This is a genomic window from Pedobacter cryophilus, assembly GCF_005116455.1.
Lineage (GTDB): Bacteria > Bacteroidota > Bacteroidia > Sphingobacteriales > Sphingobacteriaceae > Pseudopedobacter > Pseudopedobacter cryophilum.
In genome coordinates, this window is sequence record NZ_SWBP01000003.1 from 203,049 (window position 1) to 222,614 (window position 19,566).

The following is a 19,566-nucleotide window of genomic DNA, read 5'->3' on the forward strand; positions in this document are numbered from 1 at the left end:
GTGTGTTTTTTAAACAATTTTAAAATGAAATATATCTTCATCCTATTTTTTTACGTATTTATAGTTTCTTGCAAAGGTCTAAATTCTAACTCTTCTGTTGATGCTGTTAAACCTTTATATGTTTCTGATGCCGTTGATTTTGATACAGATGATCCGGCAATTTGGATTAACCCTTTAGATTCTTCAAAATCATTGGTCATTGGAACTGATAAAGATGCCAATGGTGGATTATATGTTTTTGATTTAAAAGGAAAGTTAATTCCTGATAAAACAATCAAGAACTTAAACAGACCAGATAACGTGGATATAGCTTATGGAATAATAATAAACGGAAGTAAAGTTGATATTGCAGTTACAACCGAAAGATTTACGCACAAACTGCGCATTTATGAATTACCAAGTATGAAACCATTAGATAATGGCGGTATACGGGTTTTTGAAAGAGAAAAAGGAACCGAGTTTAGAGATTTAATGGGTATTGCTTTATATACAGATTCGGTTAATAATATTTATGCTATTGTTGGTAGAAAAACTGGCCCAACTGATGGTTCTTATTTATGGCAATATTTATTATCTGATAATGGAAAAGGAAGTGTACAAGCTAAATTGGTACGTAAATTTGGAAAATATAGTGGCAAAAAAGAAATTGAAGCCATTGCTGTAGATAATGAAATGGGTTATGTTTATTATTCTGATGAGCAATTTGGGGTAAGGAAATATTATGCCGATCCAAAAAAAGGAAACCAAGAATTAGCATTATTTGCCACAGAAGGATTTACTGAAGACAACGAAGGCATCAGCATTTATAAAACTTCAAAAAACACAGGATACATTTTAGTATCAGACCAAAGTGCCAACGAGTTTAAGGTTTATAGTAGAGAAGGTAAAAAAAATCCACATGATCATCCATTAATAACATCTATCAAAGTTTCAACCAACCAAAGTGATGGTTCTGATATAGTTTCTGTACCCCTAAACAATGATTTTAAACACGGATTATTTGTAGCAATGAGCGATGATAAAACTTTTCAATTTTATAGATGGGAGGATTTAGCAAAAGCTAATAACTTAAAAGTGAATTAGACAACTAAAATAATTTCATAAAAAAAGCCCTTAAATTCTCATTTTAAGGGCTTTTTTACTTTTTTAATAAACTTATTTACGGCTTTATCTCAAACTGCTTACTGATCTGATTATAAACTCCTAACAGAGAATTTGAATTTCCTTTTTCATCAAAAACCTTTTCCCAAGTGTTTAAGGGTTCCCAAATGCAAGTTCCTTTACCTTTGTTATTAGGTAGATTTAATACAATATCGTTCACTTCTTTTTTCAAAGCAGAGTACTCAACCAAAATAATATCTTGGTTATACTTTTTGCTCATATTGGTTAAATTGTCTCTTAAATCGGCTAATGTGCCATGCCATTTAGGGTAGTATGACATGCCAATTACATCAAAATTTATTTTTCGAGCTAACATTTGGTCGAAGAAAAACATTGATTCATCTTGCTGTCCGCCAAGAGCTACATGCAACATAATAGGAATATTTGTATCAATGGCTTTTACACCTGAAATACCTACTTGAACCAACTGAGCCAAGCTATCTAAATTAGAAATATGCCCTTCTGGCCAAACCATTCCATGATTGATCTCATTACCAATTTGAACCATATCAGGCGTAGTGCCTTGCTGTTTCAAAGATTTGATTACGTAACTGGTATATTTGTTTAAAGAATCTTTCAAAACCGAGAAAGGCAAATTCTCCCAAGCCGCTGGTTTAAATTGCTTTTCAGGATCAGCCCAGTAATCACTGTAGTGGAAATCTAATAACAATTTCATTCCAGCTGCTTTCACCCTTTTAGCCATTTGCTTGGTGTGCTCCAAATTACAAAAGCCTTTTTCTGGAGAATATCCTTTCGCATTGGCTGGTTGATTAAATATCCTTAATCTCACATAGTTAAAACCGTTTTCCTTTAAAATTTGAATGGCATCCTTTTGTACACCTTTATCAGAAAATTTCATTCCTCTTGCTTCTAATTGAGGTAAGAAGGAAATATCAGCGCCAACCATGTTATTGACAGGTAATTTAGAAGTGCTTTTGTTAGTTACTGCAACAACATTGCCGGGTTGAATGGTATGAATGCCTGTACTTCCGGCTTTTAAACCTTCGGCTTTAGCTTCAAATTTAATGATGTCTACTTTTTTTCCAGCTTGCAAAATCACTTGGGCTTTGCCATTAAAGAGTTTCCTGTAAGAATTTCCTTCAATAAATTTATCTACTTCATGACTACTTGGGTCGCCATTACCAACGCCTATTATTTTAGCATCTCCTGTAAAAGAAAACGAAACCAATTGATTGGCATCTGGCACTTCTCTACCTTCTTTATCTACTACAGAAATATTGATGATAGAAATATCTGTTCCATCAGCTTTCATGGTGGTTTTATAAGGAGTTACCACAATTTCATCGGCTTCGCCAGTTGTTTCTACTTTGGTAGCTAGTTTTCTACCCTTTTTGTAAGCAATTGCTTCTAAAGTTCCAGCCTCGTAAGGTACGTTCCAAGTTAAATGGCTATTTCTAGGCATCACTTTTTTACCTAAACTTTTACCGTTTAAAAGTAGCTCTACATCATCTGCATTGGTATTTACCCAAACTTCAATAGGTTCGCCTTCTTTGCCTTTCCAATTCCAATGCGGAGAAATATGGAGAACATCTTTATCTGTCCACCAAGATTGGTAGTAGTAATAAATATTTTTTGGAAAGCCGCAAACATCCATCACTCCAAAGTGCGAATTAATATTAGGCCATTTGTAAGGCGTAGGTTCTCCCCTATAATCAAAACCTGTCCAAATAAAACCGCCCATCCAATAAGGGTTTTCTGCTGCTAATGTCCACCATGTTTCGGCTTTACTTGCCCACCAAGGCGCTGTAATATCCTGATCAGGAACATAAGCTCTTATGGAATCTGCCACATAAATTCCTCTGGTAGTAACAGTACTTCCCATTTCTGTACCAATTACAGGCTGATTTGGATGTGATTTATGATAATCTGCAACAGCATATTCCCTGTAATTAAATCCTCTTATCGGAATTACTTCATTAACACCTTGAAAAACATTACCTAAATCTGCGGCGTAAGTGCTGGTACGTGTAGGGTCTAATTCTTTTTGCTTTGCTAATAAAGTTTGCGCTAATCTTTTACCAACAGAATTACTTTGAATATAACCTTCCTCATTCCCTATAGACCACATAAAAATGGAAGGATGATTTCTATCTCTTTTAATTAATTTTTCAAATTGATTAATGTATTCAGGGCTGCTGTTTAACAAGCGTTGCTCATCCATTACCAACATCCCCAAACTATCACAAGCGGCTAACAATTCTGGTGTTGGTGCATTATGACTGGTTCTATAAGCGTTAGAACCCATTTCTTTTAACAAGTTAATTCTATAATATTGTAAAGCATCTGGCATTGCGCTACCTACACCAGCGTGGTCTTGATGGTTATTTGTTCCTTTAATTTTTACATGTTTATCATTTAAAAATAAACCTTGCTCAGCATCAAACCTAAAAGTTCTAATTCCTAATCGGGTTTGTACCGAGTCGATTACTTTTCCTTTTGATTTTACAATAGAAATTACTTTATACAAATAAGGATCTTCTAAAGACCATAATCTTGGGCTATTTAAACTCACCTTTTGTTTTACAGTGAATTGTGCATTAACTGCCAAGTTTAAAGGTTGTTCTGCAGTTTGAATAATTTTTTTGCCATTTCTATTTGTTACATAAGCATAAACACTTGCTGTTGACGGATAAAGACTTTGATTTTGTACTGAGGTTTCAATATTCACTGTAGCCATTTTATTTGCAACAGTTGCATTTACAAATACGCCATTTTCTAAAATATTAACGTTGTTGAATTGATTTAACCAAACGTGGCGATAAATACCTGCTCCTTCATAAAACCAACCTTCGTACTGGCTGGCATCTGCCCTCACTACAATTATATTCTCTTTTGTAAAGTTTAAATAGTCTGTAATATCATAGCTTACGCCGAGGTAACCACTTTTGTTGTTTCCTAAATAAAATCCATTTATCCAAATGTTTGCATCTCTAAAAATACCATCAAATTGAATTTGATATCTCTTACCCGAATCGGCTTTTGAGATCAAAAAATGTTTTCGGTACCAGCCAATACTGGTCTCAGGATAAAGCCCGCCAACAGGTTTGTAACCATGTGCCATAACATCAAAATTATCTGAATTTACAAAGGGAAGTTCTACTGCCCAATCATGCGGAAGATTTAATTTTCGCCAGGCTTTATCATTAAATTTTGGATCTATAGCGGTAGTTTCGGCTTTGCCAGATTTTGAAAAGATATTGCCAAGATAATAGTTAAAATCTTTTGGTGCATCGGCAGCATGCCCCAAACTAAAGCACCAATCTTCATCAAAATTGGTAGATTTTCTAATATTTGTTTGTGCAAAAACAATGGAAGTAGTGAGGATAAAAATAGATAGGCTTAATGATATAAATTTAAAAGGCTGTTTTGTACTCATTTTTAAATGTACTTGTTATAATGTAGAAGCACAATCTTATTTCTCTAAAGCCTTAAAAATTTATAGATTAACTATTTAAATTTTATTTGCTTTTTAATGTTTAGGGGAGTTTAAGGATGAAAGTTGTAGGTTTTTATCCTTTTTCACATTTCAATTGCTATTTTGTTTTTCAATTGAAATTCTCGCCGCTCATAGCCGCGGTTTGCCTAGTCCTTTTGCTTCAGCGCAAAAGGACCAAAACGCCGCCGCTACCTGCCTGCCGGCAGGCAGGCGCCATTAGCTACAAAGTTTCTTCTTTAACCTCTTCATCACTACCGCTAATGCCAAGGCGGGATTAGACGGTGTACTTTGGTTTGTATGGCTACTTCTAAGGCTAATTTTGAAATTCACTATTCCAATGGAGTTTATGCCTTTGCAAAGTCGTTATGCAGAGTAACAATGCAGAGCGGCAAAGCAAGGCCGGCCTTTGAAGATTTGGAAAGGAAGGCCAATAAATCTTTTTCAGAAACTTACCTAAAGCAGTGCCCTCAGCAAACCGACGAGTGTTGCATAAACTTTGTTGATTCACTGCCATTCCCACGGCTTCGGTTTGCCTGCCGGCAGGCAGGAGGTTAAAGATTTATTGAGGCTAACTGAACAAATATTCATCCGCCTTGATTTTTTGGTTACTTTTTTATCAAGAAAAAAGGAACTAGGCTTGTCCCGCCATTAGGGACGGAAAGCCCTTTGAGCGTTTGGGAAATTATCGTCAAAATTGAAATTTAGTATTTTATTTCATAATCTCGCCGCTCATAGCCGCGGAGGCCTATTACTTTTTCTTTAGCAAAAAAGTAACAAAATGCCACCGCTACGCCGATTGCTACAAAGATTCTGCAAATATTTCTTCAATGCTACCCGCAATCGCCAAGGCGGAATTAGACGGTGTACTTTGGTTTGTCTGGCTACTTCTAAGGCTAATTTTGAAATTCACTATTCCAATGGAGTTTGTGCCTTTGCAAAGTCGTTATGCAAAGCGACAAAGTAAGGATGGCCTATGAAGATTTGGAAAGGAAGATTGTTTTTTTTTGGAATTAAATCGAATTTAGTTTTCTTATTGCGGAAAGTTGAGAACCAAAATTAAAAAAACGCAGGGTCCTCTACGAGAGACCCTGCCTGAAAATTAAGCCTTATAAAATTTAGGAAATCAGCATTTTACTTCTGATCAAAATTCTTCTCAATCAAAAGCTGAATAATCCCATCAACCAAACCCACTTTAGGCACAAATATGTGTTTAATACTGGCCCATTTCATAATGGTTAGGAAAATTTCGCAGGCTGGTATAATCACATCGGCCCTATCTTGATTTAATCCTAAAGTGTTTATTCGGTCTTTTAGAGAAAATGAATTGAGATATGCAAAAAGAGCTTTTAACTTAACATAACTTAAAGGTGCACCATCTTTTTCTTCTGAAAGCTTAAATAACTTATTAATGTTACCACCCGTTCCAATGCCGGCAATTCCTCTAAAGTTTTTGGTTTCTACTTTTATCCATTCCTTTAAACTTTCCCAAGTTTCATCTTTATCCTGATTATCTAATATCCTAATGGTACCCAAATCAAAAGATTTTGAAGCCAACATTTCACCATCGCTAAAAACAGATAACTCTGTACTGCCGCCACCAACATCAATATATAAATAGTTCTTTTTTCTATCTAAAGTTTGCTCAAAATGACTAGAATATATAATATTGGCTTCTCTTTGTCCGCCTATAATTTCTAATTCAATATTGGCTAATTCCTTAATTTGTTTTACCAGTTCGGGGCCGTTTTCGGCTTCTCTAAGGGCTGATGTAGCACAGGCCATATAATCAGTCACCTTATAAACATCCATCAGGTTTCTAAAGGCCACCATAGATTTAATTAACTCTTCCGATTTTTTATCAGAGATAAAATGATCTAAAAAGGCATTATCTCCTAATCTTAAAGGCACTCTAATTAAGGTGTTTTTCTTAAAAGAAATAATTCCGTCATTATCTGTAATGTCGGCTATTAAAAGTCTAATAGCGTTAGAACCTATGTCAATTGCTGCGTATCTCAATTTAGTTTTTGTTTTTTAGATAGTTGTAAGTATCTATTTGTGTACGGTAAGGAATCTTAATTTTAGTTTTGCGATATTTATTATTGTTATTGCCGTTTATTTCCCTTGACTTGGTATTATCCATCAGTTGAATATCAATCATATCTCTAATCTCCTGACGGATTTCAGGATCATAGATTGGAAAACCTACTTCTACCCTATGGTCTAAATTACGAGTCATCAAATCGGCAGAGAGCAAATAAACTTCTTCTTTATCCTGATTGGCAAAAATCCATATACGGGCGTGTTCTAAAAATTTATCGATGATAGAAATCACTTCTATGTTTTCGCTAAAGCCTGGTTTACCTGATACTAGGCAACACATTCCTCTAATAATTAACTTAATAATTACACCAGCATTACTGGCATCATATAACTTTTTAATGGTTTGTTCATCAGCTAAAGAATTCATCTTTAAAATGATATAAGCCTTTTTACCCGCTTTAGCATGTTTAATTTCTCTATCGATAAAGAAAAAAAGCTTTTTACGAGTTTCTAAAGGAGAAACAATTAAATGCTCATAACCTTTAGAAATACTTTTCTTTTCTATGTTTACAAACAGTTTATTTAGCTCGGTGGTAATTCTGGTATCGGCAGTAAATAAGCTATGATCACAATAAATAGTAGCTGTTTTTTCATTGTAATTACCGGTTGACAAATTGGCGTAATAAACGTTTTTATCTTTCTCTAAGCGGGTAACCATACAAATTTTGGTATGCACTTTATAACCTGTAATGCCGTAATTTACTTTAATGCCTTCTTCTTCTAATCTGTTTGTCCAGTTAATGTTGTTTTGCTCATCAAAACGGGCTTTTAGCTCTACCAAACAAATTACTTTTTTGCCGTTTCGGGCGGCATTAATTAAGGCGTTTACAATTCGGGAGTTTTGCGCCAAGCGATATAAAGTAATGTGTATACTGGTTACCCGAGGGTCTATGGCTGCTTCTCTTAAAAAATGGATGATATAATCAAAAGTTTGATAAGGCAAATTCACCATATAATCTCGCTTCTTAATCATCTCAAACATTCCTTTATAAATGCTAAGGTCTTTCACTAATAAAGGAGTGATTTTCTTATACTCCAGATAGTCTTCTCCTACATTAGGAAAACCAATAAAATCTTTAAAGTTATGGTATTTATTACCCGGTATTAAACTTTCTGAATGCAGTTCTAATTTAGAAACCACCGTAGTTAACATATCTAAAGGCATGGCGGTATCATACAATAAGCGCATGGGTTTACCTTTTTTTCTTTTTTGTAAACTCTTAGATAAAGCCTCAATAAAACGCTCACTCACATTTTTATCTAGGTCTAACTCCGCATCTCTGGTAACTTGGATAGAGTAAGCAACAATTTCATCATATTCAAAAACAAAGAAAATTTCGTCTAAGCTGTAGCGGATGATATCATCTAAAAGGATAATAAACTTTAAGTTATTGGTTTCTGGAAGTACCAAAAAACGATCTAAGCTTTCGGGAATTTCTATTAAAGCATATTTTACTTTATTTTTCTTTTGGTGACTAGTTAATTTCACCAAAAAATAAATTACCCGGTCTCTTAACTCTGGAAAAGGTTGCTTATCATCAATAATGATGGGCACTATGGTTGATAAAATTTTCTCTCTAAAATATTTCTTTACAAACTGCCCTCGGCTTACGTTAAGTTGATGTTCATTTAAAATAAATATTTTATTATCAGCCAGTTCTTTGATAATATCTTCATAAAGCGCATTAAATCTTTTTTCTTGCCTTACAACAATGTTTTTTATTTGATTTAAAATCTTTTTAGGGTTATAACCTAGTTCTTCTTTTACTTTACTTACCAAGTTAACCAACCTATTAATGGTGGCTACTCTTACTCGGTAAAATTCATCAAGGTTAGAAGAAAAAATAGCTAAAAAACGTATTCTTTCTATCAATGGTACAGATTTGTCTGCCGCTTCTTGTAACACTCTGTCGTTAAAAGATAACCAGCTTATTTCTCTGTTAATTAAGGGTATTTTAGATTCAATCATTGATATAAAAAGAAATCCCGAAATAGCATTTCGGGACTCAAAACTGCAAATTATTTTGTTAAATAAATATTAAATTAAAGTTAAATAAGGAGTTCTTAATATGCCTTAGTTTACCTTTTTTGGAGTGCTTTTTTTGGTAACTGGTTTTGCAGGAGTTTTTGCTTTTACAGCAACAGCTTTTTTCTTAACCGCAACAGTTGGTGTTGGAGCTGCTTCTGGTGTTACCGGTGATTTTAATTTTGGACTTACAGATTTTATAGAAGTAACCTGCTTTACTACGGGTTCAATTTCTTTTTTCGCCTTGGTTTTAATTCCTTCGGCTTTTTTTTCTACTTGCTTTACAACTTTTTTAACTTCTTTTTTTGCTTTACTGATGTCTTTTTTAGTCACTTTTTTAAGTTTTGCGACATCTTCAGCAGCATTATTTAGCTTAGTATTAATTGTTTTTTTAACGTTTTTAATTTTTGAAGCTAGTTTTTTAGCTAAAATTTTACTCGCTTTTTTAATCTCGTCGCCAATTTCATCAGCATCATGACCTAAACTTTTTACAAATTCTTTTATTTTTTTACCAAGATCAACCTCAATACTGGCTTTAGCCTTTTTTTGAAGCTCTTTTTTTATAATTTTAGACTTTGGAGATTTCATAGTTATTTCGTTAAATAATTAATTCTTTTAAATCTATCTTTAATTTTTCTAAAATCAAATAAAATTCAAATTATGCCTTCTTTCGATATTGTAAGCAAAATTGATGCTCAAACCTTAGACAACGCAATTAATAATGCAAAAAAAGAAATTTTAAATCGTTATGATTTTAATACTTCTAAAAGTACGGTGGAGTTAGATAAGAAAACCAACACCATCACCATTATTACCGAAGATGATATGAGGTTAAAAGCAATTACAGATGCCATCATCTCTAGATTTGTAAAACAAAGCATAGATCCTAAAGCACTTGATTTTGAAAAACCTTTTATAAGTGTTACTGGCAACATGATTAAAAAAGACGTGATTGTAAAAGAAGGAATTGATAAAGAAGCCGCAAAAAAAATCGTGAAGAAAATTAAAGATTCGGGCTTAAAAGTGCAAGCTGCTATTATGGAAGATCAAGTAAGGGTAACCGCTAAAAAGATTGACGATTTGCAAGCTACTATTCAGCTTTGCCGTACCGACGATTTTGGGCAACCTTTGCAATATATTAATATGAGAAACTAATTACCCCTCGTCTTCTGGCTCCTTAATATCTTCTATATCAATAATATACTTATTTTGAATTAAGAAATCAAACAAAGGTTTGGCTGATGCCGATACATCTAAATTTTTGGTAGTGACGATGGTTTTATTTTTGATATCTCTATAAGGATAAGTTAACAACTTTACGTTGCCACTAAATAAATCACTAATGTAAGCCAGTAATTGATTGGTGTAGTTTTCTCCGTAATTCTCTGAAGAGAAAATGTGTTTTAAGTTAGAAATGCTGGTAGTAATGCCCACACTTTTAGGCTTGCATTTGGCCAAATATTTAGCCAGTTTATTATGGCGGTTAAAATTAGAAATGATAACGGCATGTCCCATTTCCATAATTTCGTTAGCTCTTTTTGCTACCCTGTTTAACAGATCACCATCCTCTACCTGAATTTTTTCCATCATGTTATTCAGCGTAAGCTCAGCCATGGTTAATAATTCTACATCACCAATTTCCATATAAGCTTTATATTGAACTACGGCATGGTTAAAAAAATCAAAATCTGGTTTAGATTTTTGGTTAAACCGCGTTCTTAAAATCATTACATGTTGCTTATACATTAAATCTTTGGCCTGCATTACTCCCACTTTTGGAATAAAAACTGCGGCACTAGAGAAACCTTTTTCTATCAAAAAAAGATTTACCAAAACTTCATCTAAGTTTTCAAAAGCTGGGCCTTTAACACTTATTAAATCTATTTCTACAGAACCTGTACTTAAGTTATCAGCCAAAGATTCTATCATTCTTTGCGGCTCGGCATAATAATTAAAAGCGGCGTAAACCAAATTTACCCCTAAAATACCCAATACATTTTGCTGTAATGATGCATCACTATCTAACAACCTTACGTGGAAAATAATTTCATTAGCAGGGCCAAAAGGTTCTAACTGGAATTTGATACCCAACCAACCATGCGGATCATTAGATTTATTATAATTTAAGGTAGTTACGGTATCAGCAAAGGAAAAGAATGTACGCGTTTTATATTTATCGCCTAATAATCTATCACCAAGTAATTGAAATTCATGATCAAGCATTTTCTCTAACCTAGATTTAGAAACATACCTGCCCGATTCTTCTAAACCATAAATTTCATTACTAAAAGTCATGTCATAAGCCGACATGGTTTTAGCAATTGTACCAGATGCAGCACCAGCAGTAAAAAAATTACGAGCCACTTCTTGCCCTGCACCTATTTCGGCAAAGGTTCCATAAATGTTCTCGTCTAAATTTATTTTTAAAGCTTTACGGCGGGTATCTAATACTTCTAAGATCATAGTTACAAATGTAGAAAATATTGAAGAATCTATCTAAAAAAAGCAATCCCAACTATAAATAGTCGGGATTGACTCACCTAAACCACCACACAAAATTTTACTTTATTGAAATTTCTCTGGTTTGAATTTTAGCTTCTTCTTTTTTAGCAATGTCTATTTTAAGAATACCTGCATCATAAGTAGCCTCAATATTTGAGTGATCTATTAAATCTGGTAAATTAAAAGATCTTGTAAATGAATCATAGCTAAACTCCTTTCTATTTATTTTTTGCTGCGCTTTGTTTTCTTCTTTTTTACCTTCAGATGAAACCTTTAACACGTCTTTATCAATAGAAATTTTAAAATCTTCTTTTTTTAAACCTGGTGCAGCTAATTCAATATGAAAATGATTTTCTGATTCTGATATGTTTACTGCTGGCACTTTAAGCATTGGTCTTTCGTTAATAAATTCATCTTTTAAAAACGAATCAAACAAATGGTTAAAAGTTGAGTAGTGGTTTAATTTTTTACCGTCGTTAAATTTTACTAAAGTCATTTTTATATCCTCCTTATTTTATAATATTGTTAGATATTTAGACTTTTTCAACTCTTATACCAATGCCTAAAAACCTTATTATTACAGACTTTTTGTCTGTTTAAGACAAGATAAAGCGACATAATTACCGAAATGAATAAAAACACCAGTCTAAACGACTTTAAATACAAAACACCCATTCCCATCAGGTTTTCTGATATGGATTTATTTGGACATGCAAACAATGCTATCTTCCTCACCTATTTTGAACAAGCCCGCTCTAATTACTGGAACGAAATTATAAAGTGGGATTGGAATGAAATGGGGATAATACTGGCTAAAGCGGAAGTTGAATTTTTAAAACCTATTGTACTTGCTGATGAACTATTTGCTTACGTTAAAACCAGCAGAATTGGCAACAGCAGTTGGGATTTAGACTATTTATTAGTCACCCAAAATAATGATGATACTGTAATTAAAGCCAAGGGCAAAACCATTCAGGTTTGTTTTGATTATAGAAGTAACCAATCAGCTCCCATCCCCGAAAGGGAAAAACTAGCCATGATAAATTTTGAAGGCTTATGAGTTTTAGTTTAAATTTTGAAGTGAGAGATTATGAATGCGATCTGCAAGGAATTGTAAATAATGCAGTTTATCAAAATTATTTAGAACACGCCAGGCATAAATTCTTACAATCTGTGGGTTTAGATTTTGCGCAGTTGCATCACGAAGGTATAGACCCTGTGGTGTATAGGATAGAAATTGATTATAAAAAATCTTTAAAAAGTGGCGATCTGTTTTCTATTACCTTATTGGTAGAAAGAGAAGGAAATCTGAAGTTTATTTTTAACCAAAGCATTTTTAAAAACAACAACGAATTGGTTTTAAAAGCTAAAGTAATAGCCGTTTTTACAGCTAACGGAAAACCTATTGTTCCTCCACAAAAAGTAATTGATGCTTTAGCTATATGAGGAAATTAATTTTAAGTATCCTTATTTTAGTTTCCTTCATTTCATTAACTTTTGCACAGCAAAAAGATTCTACACGCTATAAACTTACTTGGAAAAAAGCCGCCCTGCCAGCAGCATTTATGATTGTTGGTTTTACACAAGTTGGGCATGAAAGCAAAGAATTACAAGTTGATTTAAGAGAAGATTTTCCGTTTTTTAAATCGCAATTAGATAATGTAGCCCAATACATTCCTGCTGGTGCTTTTTTATTGAATGGATATTTACCTCATCAAAACTTTAAATCTAGGGCAATAGTTACCGCTATTAGTTATGCAACCATGGCCATAACGGTTAATATCCTTAAAAAAACAATACATGAAACCAGACCAGATGCATCAGGCGATAATTCTTTTCCATCTGGCCATACGGCAACAGCATTTACCGGTGCCGAGTTATTTCATCAAGGATTAAAAAACAGTGCTCCGGTTTTAAGTTATGCGGCTTATCCAATAGCTGCCAGCGTAGGCATTTATCGTTTACTGAATAACAAACATTACCTGTCGGATGTTATTGTAGGTGCAGGAATTGGGATATTAAGTACAAAGTTAGCTTACAGCATTTACCACCCAAGAATGAGTATTAAACCAGAAAAATTCATTTTAAATTTCTCTCCTGCTAAAGTATTAGGACAAAATGGGTTTTCTATTTCTGGTAGGTTTTAAAATATCTTATCGGGATTTAAAATTCCGTTTGGATCAAAAACTTGCTTAATTCCTCGCATTAAGTTTAAATGAATTTCAGAGTATTTAATAGGCATGTATTCTTTTTGAACCAAGCCAATGCCATGTTCGCCAGAAATTGTACCTCCTAATTTTACAGTTAATTCAAATATTTCTTTAATGCCATCTTTAAGCTTATGCGTCCAATCGTAGTCGCTCATGTTTCCTTTAATGATGTTCACATGTAAATTGCCATCGCCAGCATGGCCATAACAAACAGAATCAAAACCGTATCTGAAACCAATTTCTTTAATTCCGTTAATCAGTTTAGGTAATTCGGCTCGGGGAACTACGGTATCTTCTTCTTTATAAACCGAATTAGATTTTACAGAAACCGCCATGGTTCGTCGCATTTTCCATAGCTCTTCTTTTTGTGTAGCGGTATCGGCAAATAAAACCTCTAAACATTGGTATTGTTCTAAAACTCCATTAATAATTTCACAATCATTAAAAAGCATATCCATATTGGCGCCATCAACCTCTATCATTAAAAATGCTTGAGCTTGCGGATTCAAATTAAAATTAATTCCATCATTTTCTACCACCCACTCCACTCCTTTTCTCTCCATAAACTCCAAAGCCGATGGGGTAATGCCAGCTCTAAAAATTGCCGATACAGCTTCGCAAGCTATTTCATTAGTAGGAAATGACCCTAGCAATAATATGTTATGCAAAGGCTGTGGAATTAATTTTAAAACAATTTTGGTAATGATCCCTAAAGTACCTTCAGAACCAATCATTAACTGCGTTAAATTATATCCAGATGCGTATTTTAATGTATTAGCTCCCGTCCAAATAATTTCGCCATTGGCTAAAACCATTTCAAAGTTTAAAACATACTCTCGTATGGTTCCGTATTTTACTACTCTGGGGCCGCCACTACCGTGAGCCATGTTTCCACCAATAAAACAAGAACCTTTACTAGATGGATCTACCGGGTAAAGTAAACCTTTATCTGCAACGGCATTCATAAATACTTCGGTTATTACGCCGGGCTCTACTGTTGCTTGAAGGTTTCTTTCGTCTATTTCAATAATTTTATTCAGTTTTTCTAGGGATAAAACTACGCCTCCATGTACAGGTAAAGCGCCACCACTTAAACCAGTTCCCCCGCCTCTTGGGGTAACCGCAATATGATGCTCATTACAGTATTTTAAAACAGCAGAGATTTCTTCGGTAGTTTTAGGTTTAAGTACCACTTCTGGAAAAAAACTTAAATCTTCAGTTTCGTCTTTACTGTATTTTAAAAGGTTTTCTTCATCAGTAAAAACAGCATCTTTGCCTACTAAAGCAGTTAATTCAAGAATGATATGTTGACTTACGGGCGTAAATGGCATGTTATTTTTTATAGTTTAACTCGATAAAAGAATATTGAATTTGGGCTTTAAGCGGTGGATTTAACTTTTTAATGCGCACCATAATTTCATCCACAAAAGTAAAATCACTTTTTATATTTTCTAAAATAGTTTGAGCTAGGGTTTCTATCAATAAAGCCTCATTTTCAAAAGCTTTGGCACAAATATCATATAAAAGGGCATAATTAACGGTTGTACTTAAATCTTCGGTATTTGAACCTTCTGCTTGTTCAAAAGCCACTTGCACATCTACCAAAAAGTTGTTTTTAAAAATACGTTCCTCAGCATAGTAACCTACAGCTGCGTTAAACTTCACTCCTTCTAAACCAATTCTTCTCGTGATCTTACTCATTGCCTCAAAGATGAAAGTAAATCCAAATAATTCAAAATTATACCAATTTAACCTGATTTTTTTGTTTTGAATGCAATCCTTTGTTAATAGCAGAGAGCGTTAACGATTGAAGCGGCATCCTTTATCCCCTTTTCGGGGATGAAGATAAAGCGGAAAGCGTGTTTAAACGCCCCCATTACAAAAAATTAAAATTGATTTATTAGATTTGAAACAAACCAATTGTTATGCTAGAAGAAGCTATCCATAAATCTGCCAAGAAAGATTTATACGAACATCCAGATTATTATTTACTAGACGAATTATTAACCGAAGAGCATAAATTAATAAGGAGTACGGTAAGAGAATGGGTTAAAAAAGAAGTGAGCCCAATTATAGACGATTACGCTCAGAAAGCTCAATTTCCTAAACATTTAATTAAAGGCTTGGGAGAAATAGGTGCATTTGGACCAACCATTCCGGTAGAATATGGAGGTGCGGGATTAGATTATATTTCTTACGGTATTATTATGCAAGAAATTGAAAGAGGCGATTCGGGTATTCGTTCTACCGCTTCTGTTCAAGGTTCTTTGGTAATGTATCCTATTTATGCTTTTGGATCTGAAGAGCAACGTAAAAAATACCTTCCAAAATTAGCTACCGGAGAATTGATGGGTTGTTTTGGTTTAACCGAACCCGATCATGGATCTGACCCAGGCGGCATGACCACCAACATTAAAGATGCAGGGACTCATTATATTTTAAACGGAGCCAAAATGTGGATATCTAACTCTCCGTTTGCTGATATTGCCGTAGTATGGGCTAAAGATGAAGAAGGAATTGTAAGAGGCGTGATTGTAGAACGTGGGATGAAAGGTTTTTCTACGCCAGAAACTCATAATAAATGGTCGTTAAGAGCATCGGCTACTGGCGAATTAGTTTTTGATAATGTAGAGATCCCTAAAGAAAATATTTTACCTAATGTAAAAGGATTAAAAGGTCCGTTGAGTTGCTTAAATCAAGCTCGTTTTGGCATTGCTTGGGGAGCTTTAGGTGCTGCGATGGATTGTTATGATACTGCTTTACGTTATACCAAACAAAGAGAGCAATTTGGAAAACCAATTGCTAAGTTTCAGTTACAACAAAAGAAACTAGCCGAAATGATTACCGAAATTACCAAAGGGCAGTTATTGGTGTGGAGATTAGGAATGCTTAAAAATGAAAACAGAGCTACTCCGGCACAAATATCTATGGGTAAAAGAAACTCGGTAGAAACCGCTTTAAATGTTGCCAGAGAAGCCAGACAAATGTTAGGCGGAATGGGAATTACTGGCGAATACCCAATTATGCGCCACATGATGAATTTAGAATCGGTGGTGACTTATGAAGGTACACATGATATTCATTTATTAATTACCGGTTTAGATATTACCGGGGAGAATGCTTTTACCTAGTAAGTGGTATAATGTTTGTTTCAGTTTAAAAAATTAAACCTTATATCATGAACAAAACGCTAGGAATTATTTTAACAGTTGTAGGAATTGCAATGTTAATTTGGGGAGGCTTTTCTTACACCAGAAAAGTAAAAGTAATTGATGCAGGCCCTATTCAGGTTTCGGCTGATAAACAAGAAAGTGTAAACTGGCCTCCTTTTGTAGGTGGAGCAGTTTTAGTAGTTGGAGTGGTACTTATTTTAACCGGCAAGAAAAACTCCAATTAATTTTAAGGAACAAAAATTTAGTTCTCCTTAGAATAAAATCTTATGTTAATTTTGAGCATTCCAAACTTACAATTTGGGATGTTTTTTTTTATTTAATCACTTAGCCTGTCGACTTTAGTCTGCGGACTGCGGACTCCCAAACATGAAAGATTTTAAAAAATATTATACCATTCCAGCTCCACCAGAAGAAGTTTATTTGGCTTTAACCAACCCATTAAGTGTGAAATTATTTACTGGTGCAGAAGCAGAAATGAGTACTGAACCTGGTTCGGAGTTTTCTTTATTTGATGGAGATATTACTGGAAAAAATTTAGAGTTTGAAGAAAACAAAAAGATAATACAACAGTGGTATTTTGATGGTCAGGATGAAGAATCTATTGTGACTATAAAAATTCATGAAAATAATAAAAAAGGAACTTCTATAGAGTTATTGCACACTAATATCCCCGATGAAGTTTATGATGAATTTACCGATGGTTGGAATACTAGCTATTTTGGAGAATTGGTAGAGTTTTTTCAGGAATAAGGTAAATATTTAGCTTTTTTCTCTTGTTGAAGTGTAGGCAAACTATCATTCAATTTTTCTCCGTTTAATACCTTTTCATAAAGTTTTAGGTATTGATTGCACATTTCATTTGCCGAGAATGTATCTAAAGCATATTCACGGCATTTAGCCGCGTCAAATGACGATGCATTTTTAATAGCATTTGCTAATTCATCTTCAGAGGCAGATAGAAAGCCAAAATCGGCGGTAATTATTTCTTTTAAAGAGCCATAAGGAGTTGCAAAAACAGGGCAGCCAAAATATAAACTTTCTATAATAGCTAAACCAAATGGTTCATGCCAAAGCACTGGGAAAATTAATCCTTTAGATTTAGAAATATATTTTGCTTTTTCTATATCATTCACCATTCCTTTAAAGCGCACATGAGTGTCAAAAGTAAATCTCCAACCCATTTTAAAGTTGAATCTATCTCCTCCTAAAACAGTTAACTTTTCTTTAGCTTTTTTAGTGATAGCGATTGCTCCTTTTACATTTTTCACTTTCCAAGCGGCATTAGCTAAAAAATGAAATCCTTTTTTTGCTTGGTTTAAATCTGTTTTTGGATAATTATCCCAATCTAAACCATTGTAAACAAAAGCTTTAGAACCATATCTTTCTGCATGGTTTTTACTTACAAATACAGTTTGAATATTTAATTTTTCACCAAATGAAGGGTTGCCATGCTCGGTAACCAAAAAAGGTTTTTTTATTTCTTCTAATGGATCTGTAGAAAAATGGACGAAATCAACATCATCAGGAATTTGGCTATTAAAGTCTTTTTTTGGATCATAAAAAAGCACCTCCGCAAAATCACAGTAAGAGCCTTCTTTTACTAAAAAAGAAACCTTAAAACCCTTATTAACTAATGATTTACCTAAATCCCAAATTACCCGCTGAATTCCTCCGTAGAGTAAAGCGGGTATTTTGGCATTGTAAACAATTAAAATATGTAGTTTTTTATCCTTCTGAATAAACATGTCTGATAGCCGACCTTAAATTATAAGCCGAAGCCATTACTTCTCCATAAGCACCTGCTGTTCTCAAAGCTATTAAATCTCCCCTTTTAGTTTCTGGTAAATTCACTTCTTTTCCAAAACAATCAGAAGACTCGCAAATTGGGCCAACCACGTCATAAAAGAGGTTTGAGGTGTGAGGTGTATGGTTTAAGCTACCTTCTACCGTCAATCCTAAGCCTTCAGCCTTACTCAGGTTCTCTATTTTATGATAAGCTTGGTATAAAGCTGGGCGCATTAACTCAGTCATACCGGCATCAATAATGGCAAAGTTTTTTTTGATTCCGTTTTTGATGTATAAAACCTTAGAAATTAAGCTACTGCATTGTGCAACTAAAGCTCTTCCTAATTCAAAATGAACTTCTTGATGAGGTTTAACCTCCAAGAAATCGTTAAATATTTTAAAATAACTATCAAAATCTGGAATCGAGTTTTCATCTGGATGATAATAATCAACCCCTAAACCACCACCTACGTTTAATACTTTAACAGGCATTCCACGCTCTTCAAACCATAATTGCATTTCATTTACTTTAATGCAAAGGCTTTTAAAAACATTCATATCGGTTATTTGAGAACCCACATGAAAGTGGATTCCTAAAAAGCTTAAGTTTTTACAAGCTTTTAAAGTTTCAGAAACTGCAGGTAAATCCCAAGTGTTTATTCCAAACTTATTCTCATCTAAACCGGTAGTAATATAATGATGCGTATGCGCATCAACGTTAGGGTTAATTCTAATAGCTACCGAAGCAATTTTTCCTTTTGCTGCGGCTAATTCATTAATCACCTCTAACTCCTGAATAGATTCTACATTGAAAGAAAATATATCCTGATCTAAGGCGAAATTAATTTCGGCATCAGATTTCCCTACGCCTGCAAATACAATTTGTTCTTTTTTAAAACCAATTTCAATAGCTTTATTTATTTCGCCACCCGAAACACAATCTGCACCATAACCTTTTGATTTAATGATATTTAAAACCTTGTCATTAAAGTTAGATTTTAAAGCAAAATGTACGTGAAAATGGTATTGATCTGCCGCAGTTTTACACTCATTTAAAGTCTCTTTCAGTAAAGAAAGATCATAATAATAAAAAGGTGTTTCTTTAGCTTTAAATGATTCTACAATAGCAGAATTAAACATCTTTCTCATCAA

Annotated in this window: 18 protein-coding genes; 8 read left to right on the forward strand and 10 right to left on the reverse strand. The window is 33.9% G+C overall.

What is annotated here, in order from left to right:
- The first annotated feature begins 24 nt into the window (after window positions 1-24).
- Window positions 25-1,083: a phytase gene (locus FA046_RS09940; protein ID WP_136826255.1), complete on the forward strand. Its 1,059-nt coding sequence runs from the start codon at window positions 25-27 to the stop codon at window positions 1,081-1,083.
- A 76-nt stretch (window positions 1,084-1,159) separates the two neighbouring features.
- On the opposite strand, the gene galA is transcribed toward FA046_RS09940, so the two are convergent.
- The 4 genes from galA to FA046_RS09960 all read right to left on the reverse strand — a co-directional run bounded on the left by galA (window position 1,160) and on the right by FA046_RS09960 (window position 9,332).
- Window positions 1,160-4,558: a beta-galactosidase GalA gene (gene galA, locus FA046_RS09945; protein ID WP_136826256.1), complete on the reverse strand. Its 3,399-nt coding sequence runs from the start codon at window positions 4,556-4,558 to the stop codon at window positions 1,160-1,162.
- A gap of 1,191 nt (window positions 4,559-5,749) precedes the next feature.
- Window positions 5,750-6,634 (reverse strand): Ppx/GppA phosphatase family protein, encoded by an 885-nt coding sequence (locus FA046_RS09950; RefSeq protein WP_136826257.1) that lies wholly within the window; start codon window positions 6,632-6,634, stop codon window positions 5,750-5,752.
- Window position 6,635: 1 nt separating this feature from the next.
- Window positions 6,636-8,687, reverse strand: a complete 2,052-nt coding sequence (ppk1, locus tag FA046_RS09955; protein ID WP_136826258.1) for a polyphosphate kinase 1 — start codon at window positions 8,685-8,687, stop codon at window positions 6,636-6,638.
- Window positions 8,688-8,792: 105 nt separating this feature from the next.
- The gene (locus tag FA046_RS09960) at window positions 8,793-9,332 is read right to left on the reverse strand and encodes a hypothetical protein (RefSeq protein ID WP_136826259.1); all 540 of its coding nucleotides are present in this window, start codon (window positions 9,330-9,332) and stop codon (window positions 8,793-8,795) included.
- Between the two features lie 72 nt (window positions 9,333-9,404).
- Between FA046_RS09960 and FA046_RS09965 the strand changes: the two genes are divergently transcribed.
- Window positions 9,405-9,899, forward strand: a complete 495-nt coding sequence (locus tag FA046_RS09965) for a YajQ family cyclic di-GMP-binding protein (RefSeq protein WP_136826260.1) — start codon at window positions 9,405-9,407, stop codon at window positions 9,897-9,899.
- Here the strand turns inward: FA046_RS09965 and FA046_RS09970 are convergent, their stop codons facing one another.
- A complete protein-coding gene (locus tag FA046_RS09970; protein ID WP_136826261.1) occupies window positions 9,900-11,207 on the reverse strand; it encodes a nicotinamide mononucleotide adenylyltransferase in 1,308 nt (435 codons plus the stop codon).
- 97 nt (window positions 11,208-11,304) lie between these two features.
- Window positions 11,305-11,742, reverse strand: a complete 438-nt coding sequence (locus tag FA046_RS09975) for an Hsp20/alpha crystallin family protein (RefSeq protein ID WP_136826262.1) — start codon at window positions 11,740-11,742, stop codon at window positions 11,305-11,307.
- A 132-nt stretch (window positions 11,743-11,874) separates the two neighbouring features.
- On the opposite strand from FA046_RS09975, the gene FA046_RS09980 reads away from it, so the two are divergent.
- The 3 genes from FA046_RS09980 to FA046_RS09990 are packed head-to-tail and all read left to right on the forward strand — an operon-like array spanning window position 11,875 to window position 13,393.
- The gene (locus FA046_RS09980) at window positions 11,875-12,306 is read left to right on the forward strand and encodes an acyl-CoA thioesterase (protein WP_136826263.1); all 432 of its coding nucleotides are present in this window, start codon (window positions 11,875-11,877) and stop codon (window positions 12,304-12,306) included.
- The gene (locus tag FA046_RS09985) at window positions 12,303-12,692 is read left to right on the forward strand and encodes an acyl-CoA thioesterase (protein WP_136826264.1); all 390 of its coding nucleotides are present in this window, start codon (window positions 12,303-12,305) and stop codon (window positions 12,690-12,692) included. Before FA046_RS09980 ends, FA046_RS09985 begins: the two co-directional genes overlap by 4 nt.
- Window positions 12,689-13,393 (forward strand): phosphatase PAP2 family protein, encoded by a 705-nt coding sequence (locus FA046_RS09990; protein WP_136826265.1) that lies wholly within the window; start codon window positions 12,689-12,691, stop codon window positions 13,391-13,393. Before FA046_RS09985 ends, FA046_RS09990 begins: the two co-directional genes overlap by 4 nt.
- On the opposite strand, the gene FA046_RS09995 is transcribed toward FA046_RS09990, so the two are convergent.
- A complete protein-coding gene (locus FA046_RS09995) occupies window positions 13,390-14,787 on the reverse strand; it encodes an FAD-binding oxidoreductase (protein WP_136826266.1) in 1,398 nt (465 codons plus the stop codon). The genes FA046_RS09990 and FA046_RS09995 overlap by 4 nt on opposite strands.
- A 1-nt stretch (window position 14,788) precedes the next feature.
- Entirely contained in the window at window positions 14,789-15,157 is a 369-nt protein-coding gene (gene folB, locus FA046_RS10000; protein WP_136826267.1) for a dihydroneopterin aldolase, read from the reverse strand.
- Between the two features lie 224 nt (window positions 15,158-15,381).
- Here folB and FA046_RS10005 point away from each other — a divergent pair, with 224 nt between their 5' ends.
- The 3 genes from FA046_RS10005 (at window position 15,382) to FA046_RS10015 (ending at window position 17,379) form a co-directional block, all read left to right on the forward strand.
- The gene (locus FA046_RS10005; RefSeq protein WP_169303348.1) at window positions 15,382-16,587 is read left to right on the forward strand and encodes an acyl-CoA dehydrogenase family protein; all 1,206 of its coding nucleotides are present in this window, start codon (window positions 15,382-15,384) and stop codon (window positions 16,585-16,587) included.
- A 47-nt stretch (window positions 16,588-16,634) separates the two neighbouring features.
- Window positions 16,635-16,853: a DUF3185 family protein gene (locus FA046_RS10010; RefSeq protein ID WP_136826268.1), complete on the forward strand. Its 219-nt coding sequence runs from the start codon at window positions 16,635-16,637 to the stop codon at window positions 16,851-16,853.
- Between the two features lie 142 nt (window positions 16,854-16,995).
- A complete protein-coding gene (locus FA046_RS10015; RefSeq protein ID WP_136826269.1) occupies window positions 16,996-17,379 on the forward strand; it encodes an SRPBCC domain-containing protein in 384 nt (127 codons plus the stop codon).
- Here FA046_RS10015 and FA046_RS10020 read toward each other — a convergent pair.
- Both FA046_RS10020 and lysA read right to left on the reverse strand, forming a co-directional pair.
- On the reverse strand, window positions 17,370-18,374 hold the full coding sequence (locus FA046_RS10020; protein ID WP_136826270.1) for a glycosyltransferase: 1,005 nt from the start codon (window positions 18,372-18,374) through the stop codon (window positions 17,370-17,372). The genes FA046_RS10015 and FA046_RS10020 overlap by 10 nt on opposite strands.
- The gene (lysA, locus tag FA046_RS10025) at window positions 18,355-19,554 is read right to left on the reverse strand and encodes a diaminopimelate decarboxylase (RefSeq protein ID WP_169303355.1); all 1,200 of its coding nucleotides are present in this window, start codon (window positions 19,552-19,554) and stop codon (window positions 18,355-18,357) included. Before lysA ends, FA046_RS10020 begins: the two co-directional genes overlap by 20 nt.
- Between the last annotated feature and the right edge of the window lie 12 nt (window positions 19,555-19,566).

Excerpts from the sequence above, each read along its gene's own strand:
- FA046_RS09985 (WP_136826264.1), top strand. The coding sequence starts at position 12,303 with ATGAGTTTTAGTTTAAATTTTGAAGTGAGAGATTATGAATGCGATCTG.
- FA046_RS09975 (WP_136826262.1), bottom strand. The coding sequence starts at position 11,742 with ATGACTTTAGTAAAATTTAACGACGGTAAAAAATTAAACCACTACTCA.
- ppk1 (WP_136826258.1), bottom strand. The coding sequence starts at position 8,687 with ATGATTGAATCTAAAATACCCTTAATTAACAGAGAAATAAGCTGGTTA.
- FA046_RS10015 (WP_136826269.1), top strand. The coding sequence starts at position 16,996 with ATGAAAGATTTTAAAAAATATTATACCATTCCAGCTCCACCAGAAGAA.
- folB (WP_136826267.1), bottom strand. The coding sequence starts at position 15,157 with ATGAGTAAGATCACGAGAAGAATTGGTTTAGAAGGAGTGAAGTTTAAC.
- FA046_RS09970 (WP_136826261.1), bottom strand. The coding sequence starts at position 11,207 with ATGATCTTAGAAGTATTAGATACCCGCCGTAAAGCTTTAAAAATAAAT.
- FA046_RS09965 (WP_136826260.1), top strand. The coding sequence starts at position 9,405 with ATGCCTTCTTTCGATATTGTAAGCAAAATTGATGCTCAAACCTTAGAC.
- FA046_RS09980 (WP_136826263.1), top strand. The coding sequence starts at position 11,875 with ATGAATAAAAACACCAGTCTAAACGACTTTAAATACAAAACACCCATT.
- FA046_RS09995 (WP_136826266.1), bottom strand. The coding sequence starts at position 14,787 with ATGCCATTTACGCCCGTAAGTCAACATATCATTCTTGAATTAACTGCT.
- FA046_RS10020 (WP_136826270.1), bottom strand. The coding sequence starts at position 18,374 with ATGTTTATTCAGAAGGATAAAAAACTACATATTTTAATTGTTTACAAT.
- FA046_RS09960 (WP_136826259.1), bottom strand. The coding sequence starts at position 9,332 with ATGAAATCTCCAAAGTCTAAAATTATAAAAAAAGAGCTTCAAAAAAAG.
- FA046_RS10005 (WP_169303348.1), top strand. The coding sequence starts at position 15,382 with ATGCTAGAAGAAGCTATCCATAAATCTGCCAAGAAAGATTTATACGAA.
- FA046_RS09940 (WP_136826255.1), top strand. The coding sequence starts at position 25 with ATGAAATATATCTTCATCCTATTTTTTTACGTATTTATAGTTTCTTGC.
- FA046_RS09990 (WP_136826265.1), top strand. The coding sequence starts at position 12,689 with ATGAGGAAATTAATTTTAAGTATCCTTATTTTAGTTTCCTTCATTTCA.
- galA (WP_136826256.1), bottom strand. The coding sequence starts at position 4,558 with ATGAGTACAAAACAGCCTTTTAAATTTATATCATTAAGCCTATCTATT.
- lysA (WP_169303355.1), bottom strand. The coding sequence starts at position 19,554 with ATGTTTAATTCTGCTATTGTAGAATCATTTAAAGCTAAAGAAACACCT.
- FA046_RS10010 (WP_136826268.1), top strand. The coding sequence starts at position 16,635 with ATGAACAAAACGCTAGGAATTATTTTAACAGTTGTAGGAATTGCAATG.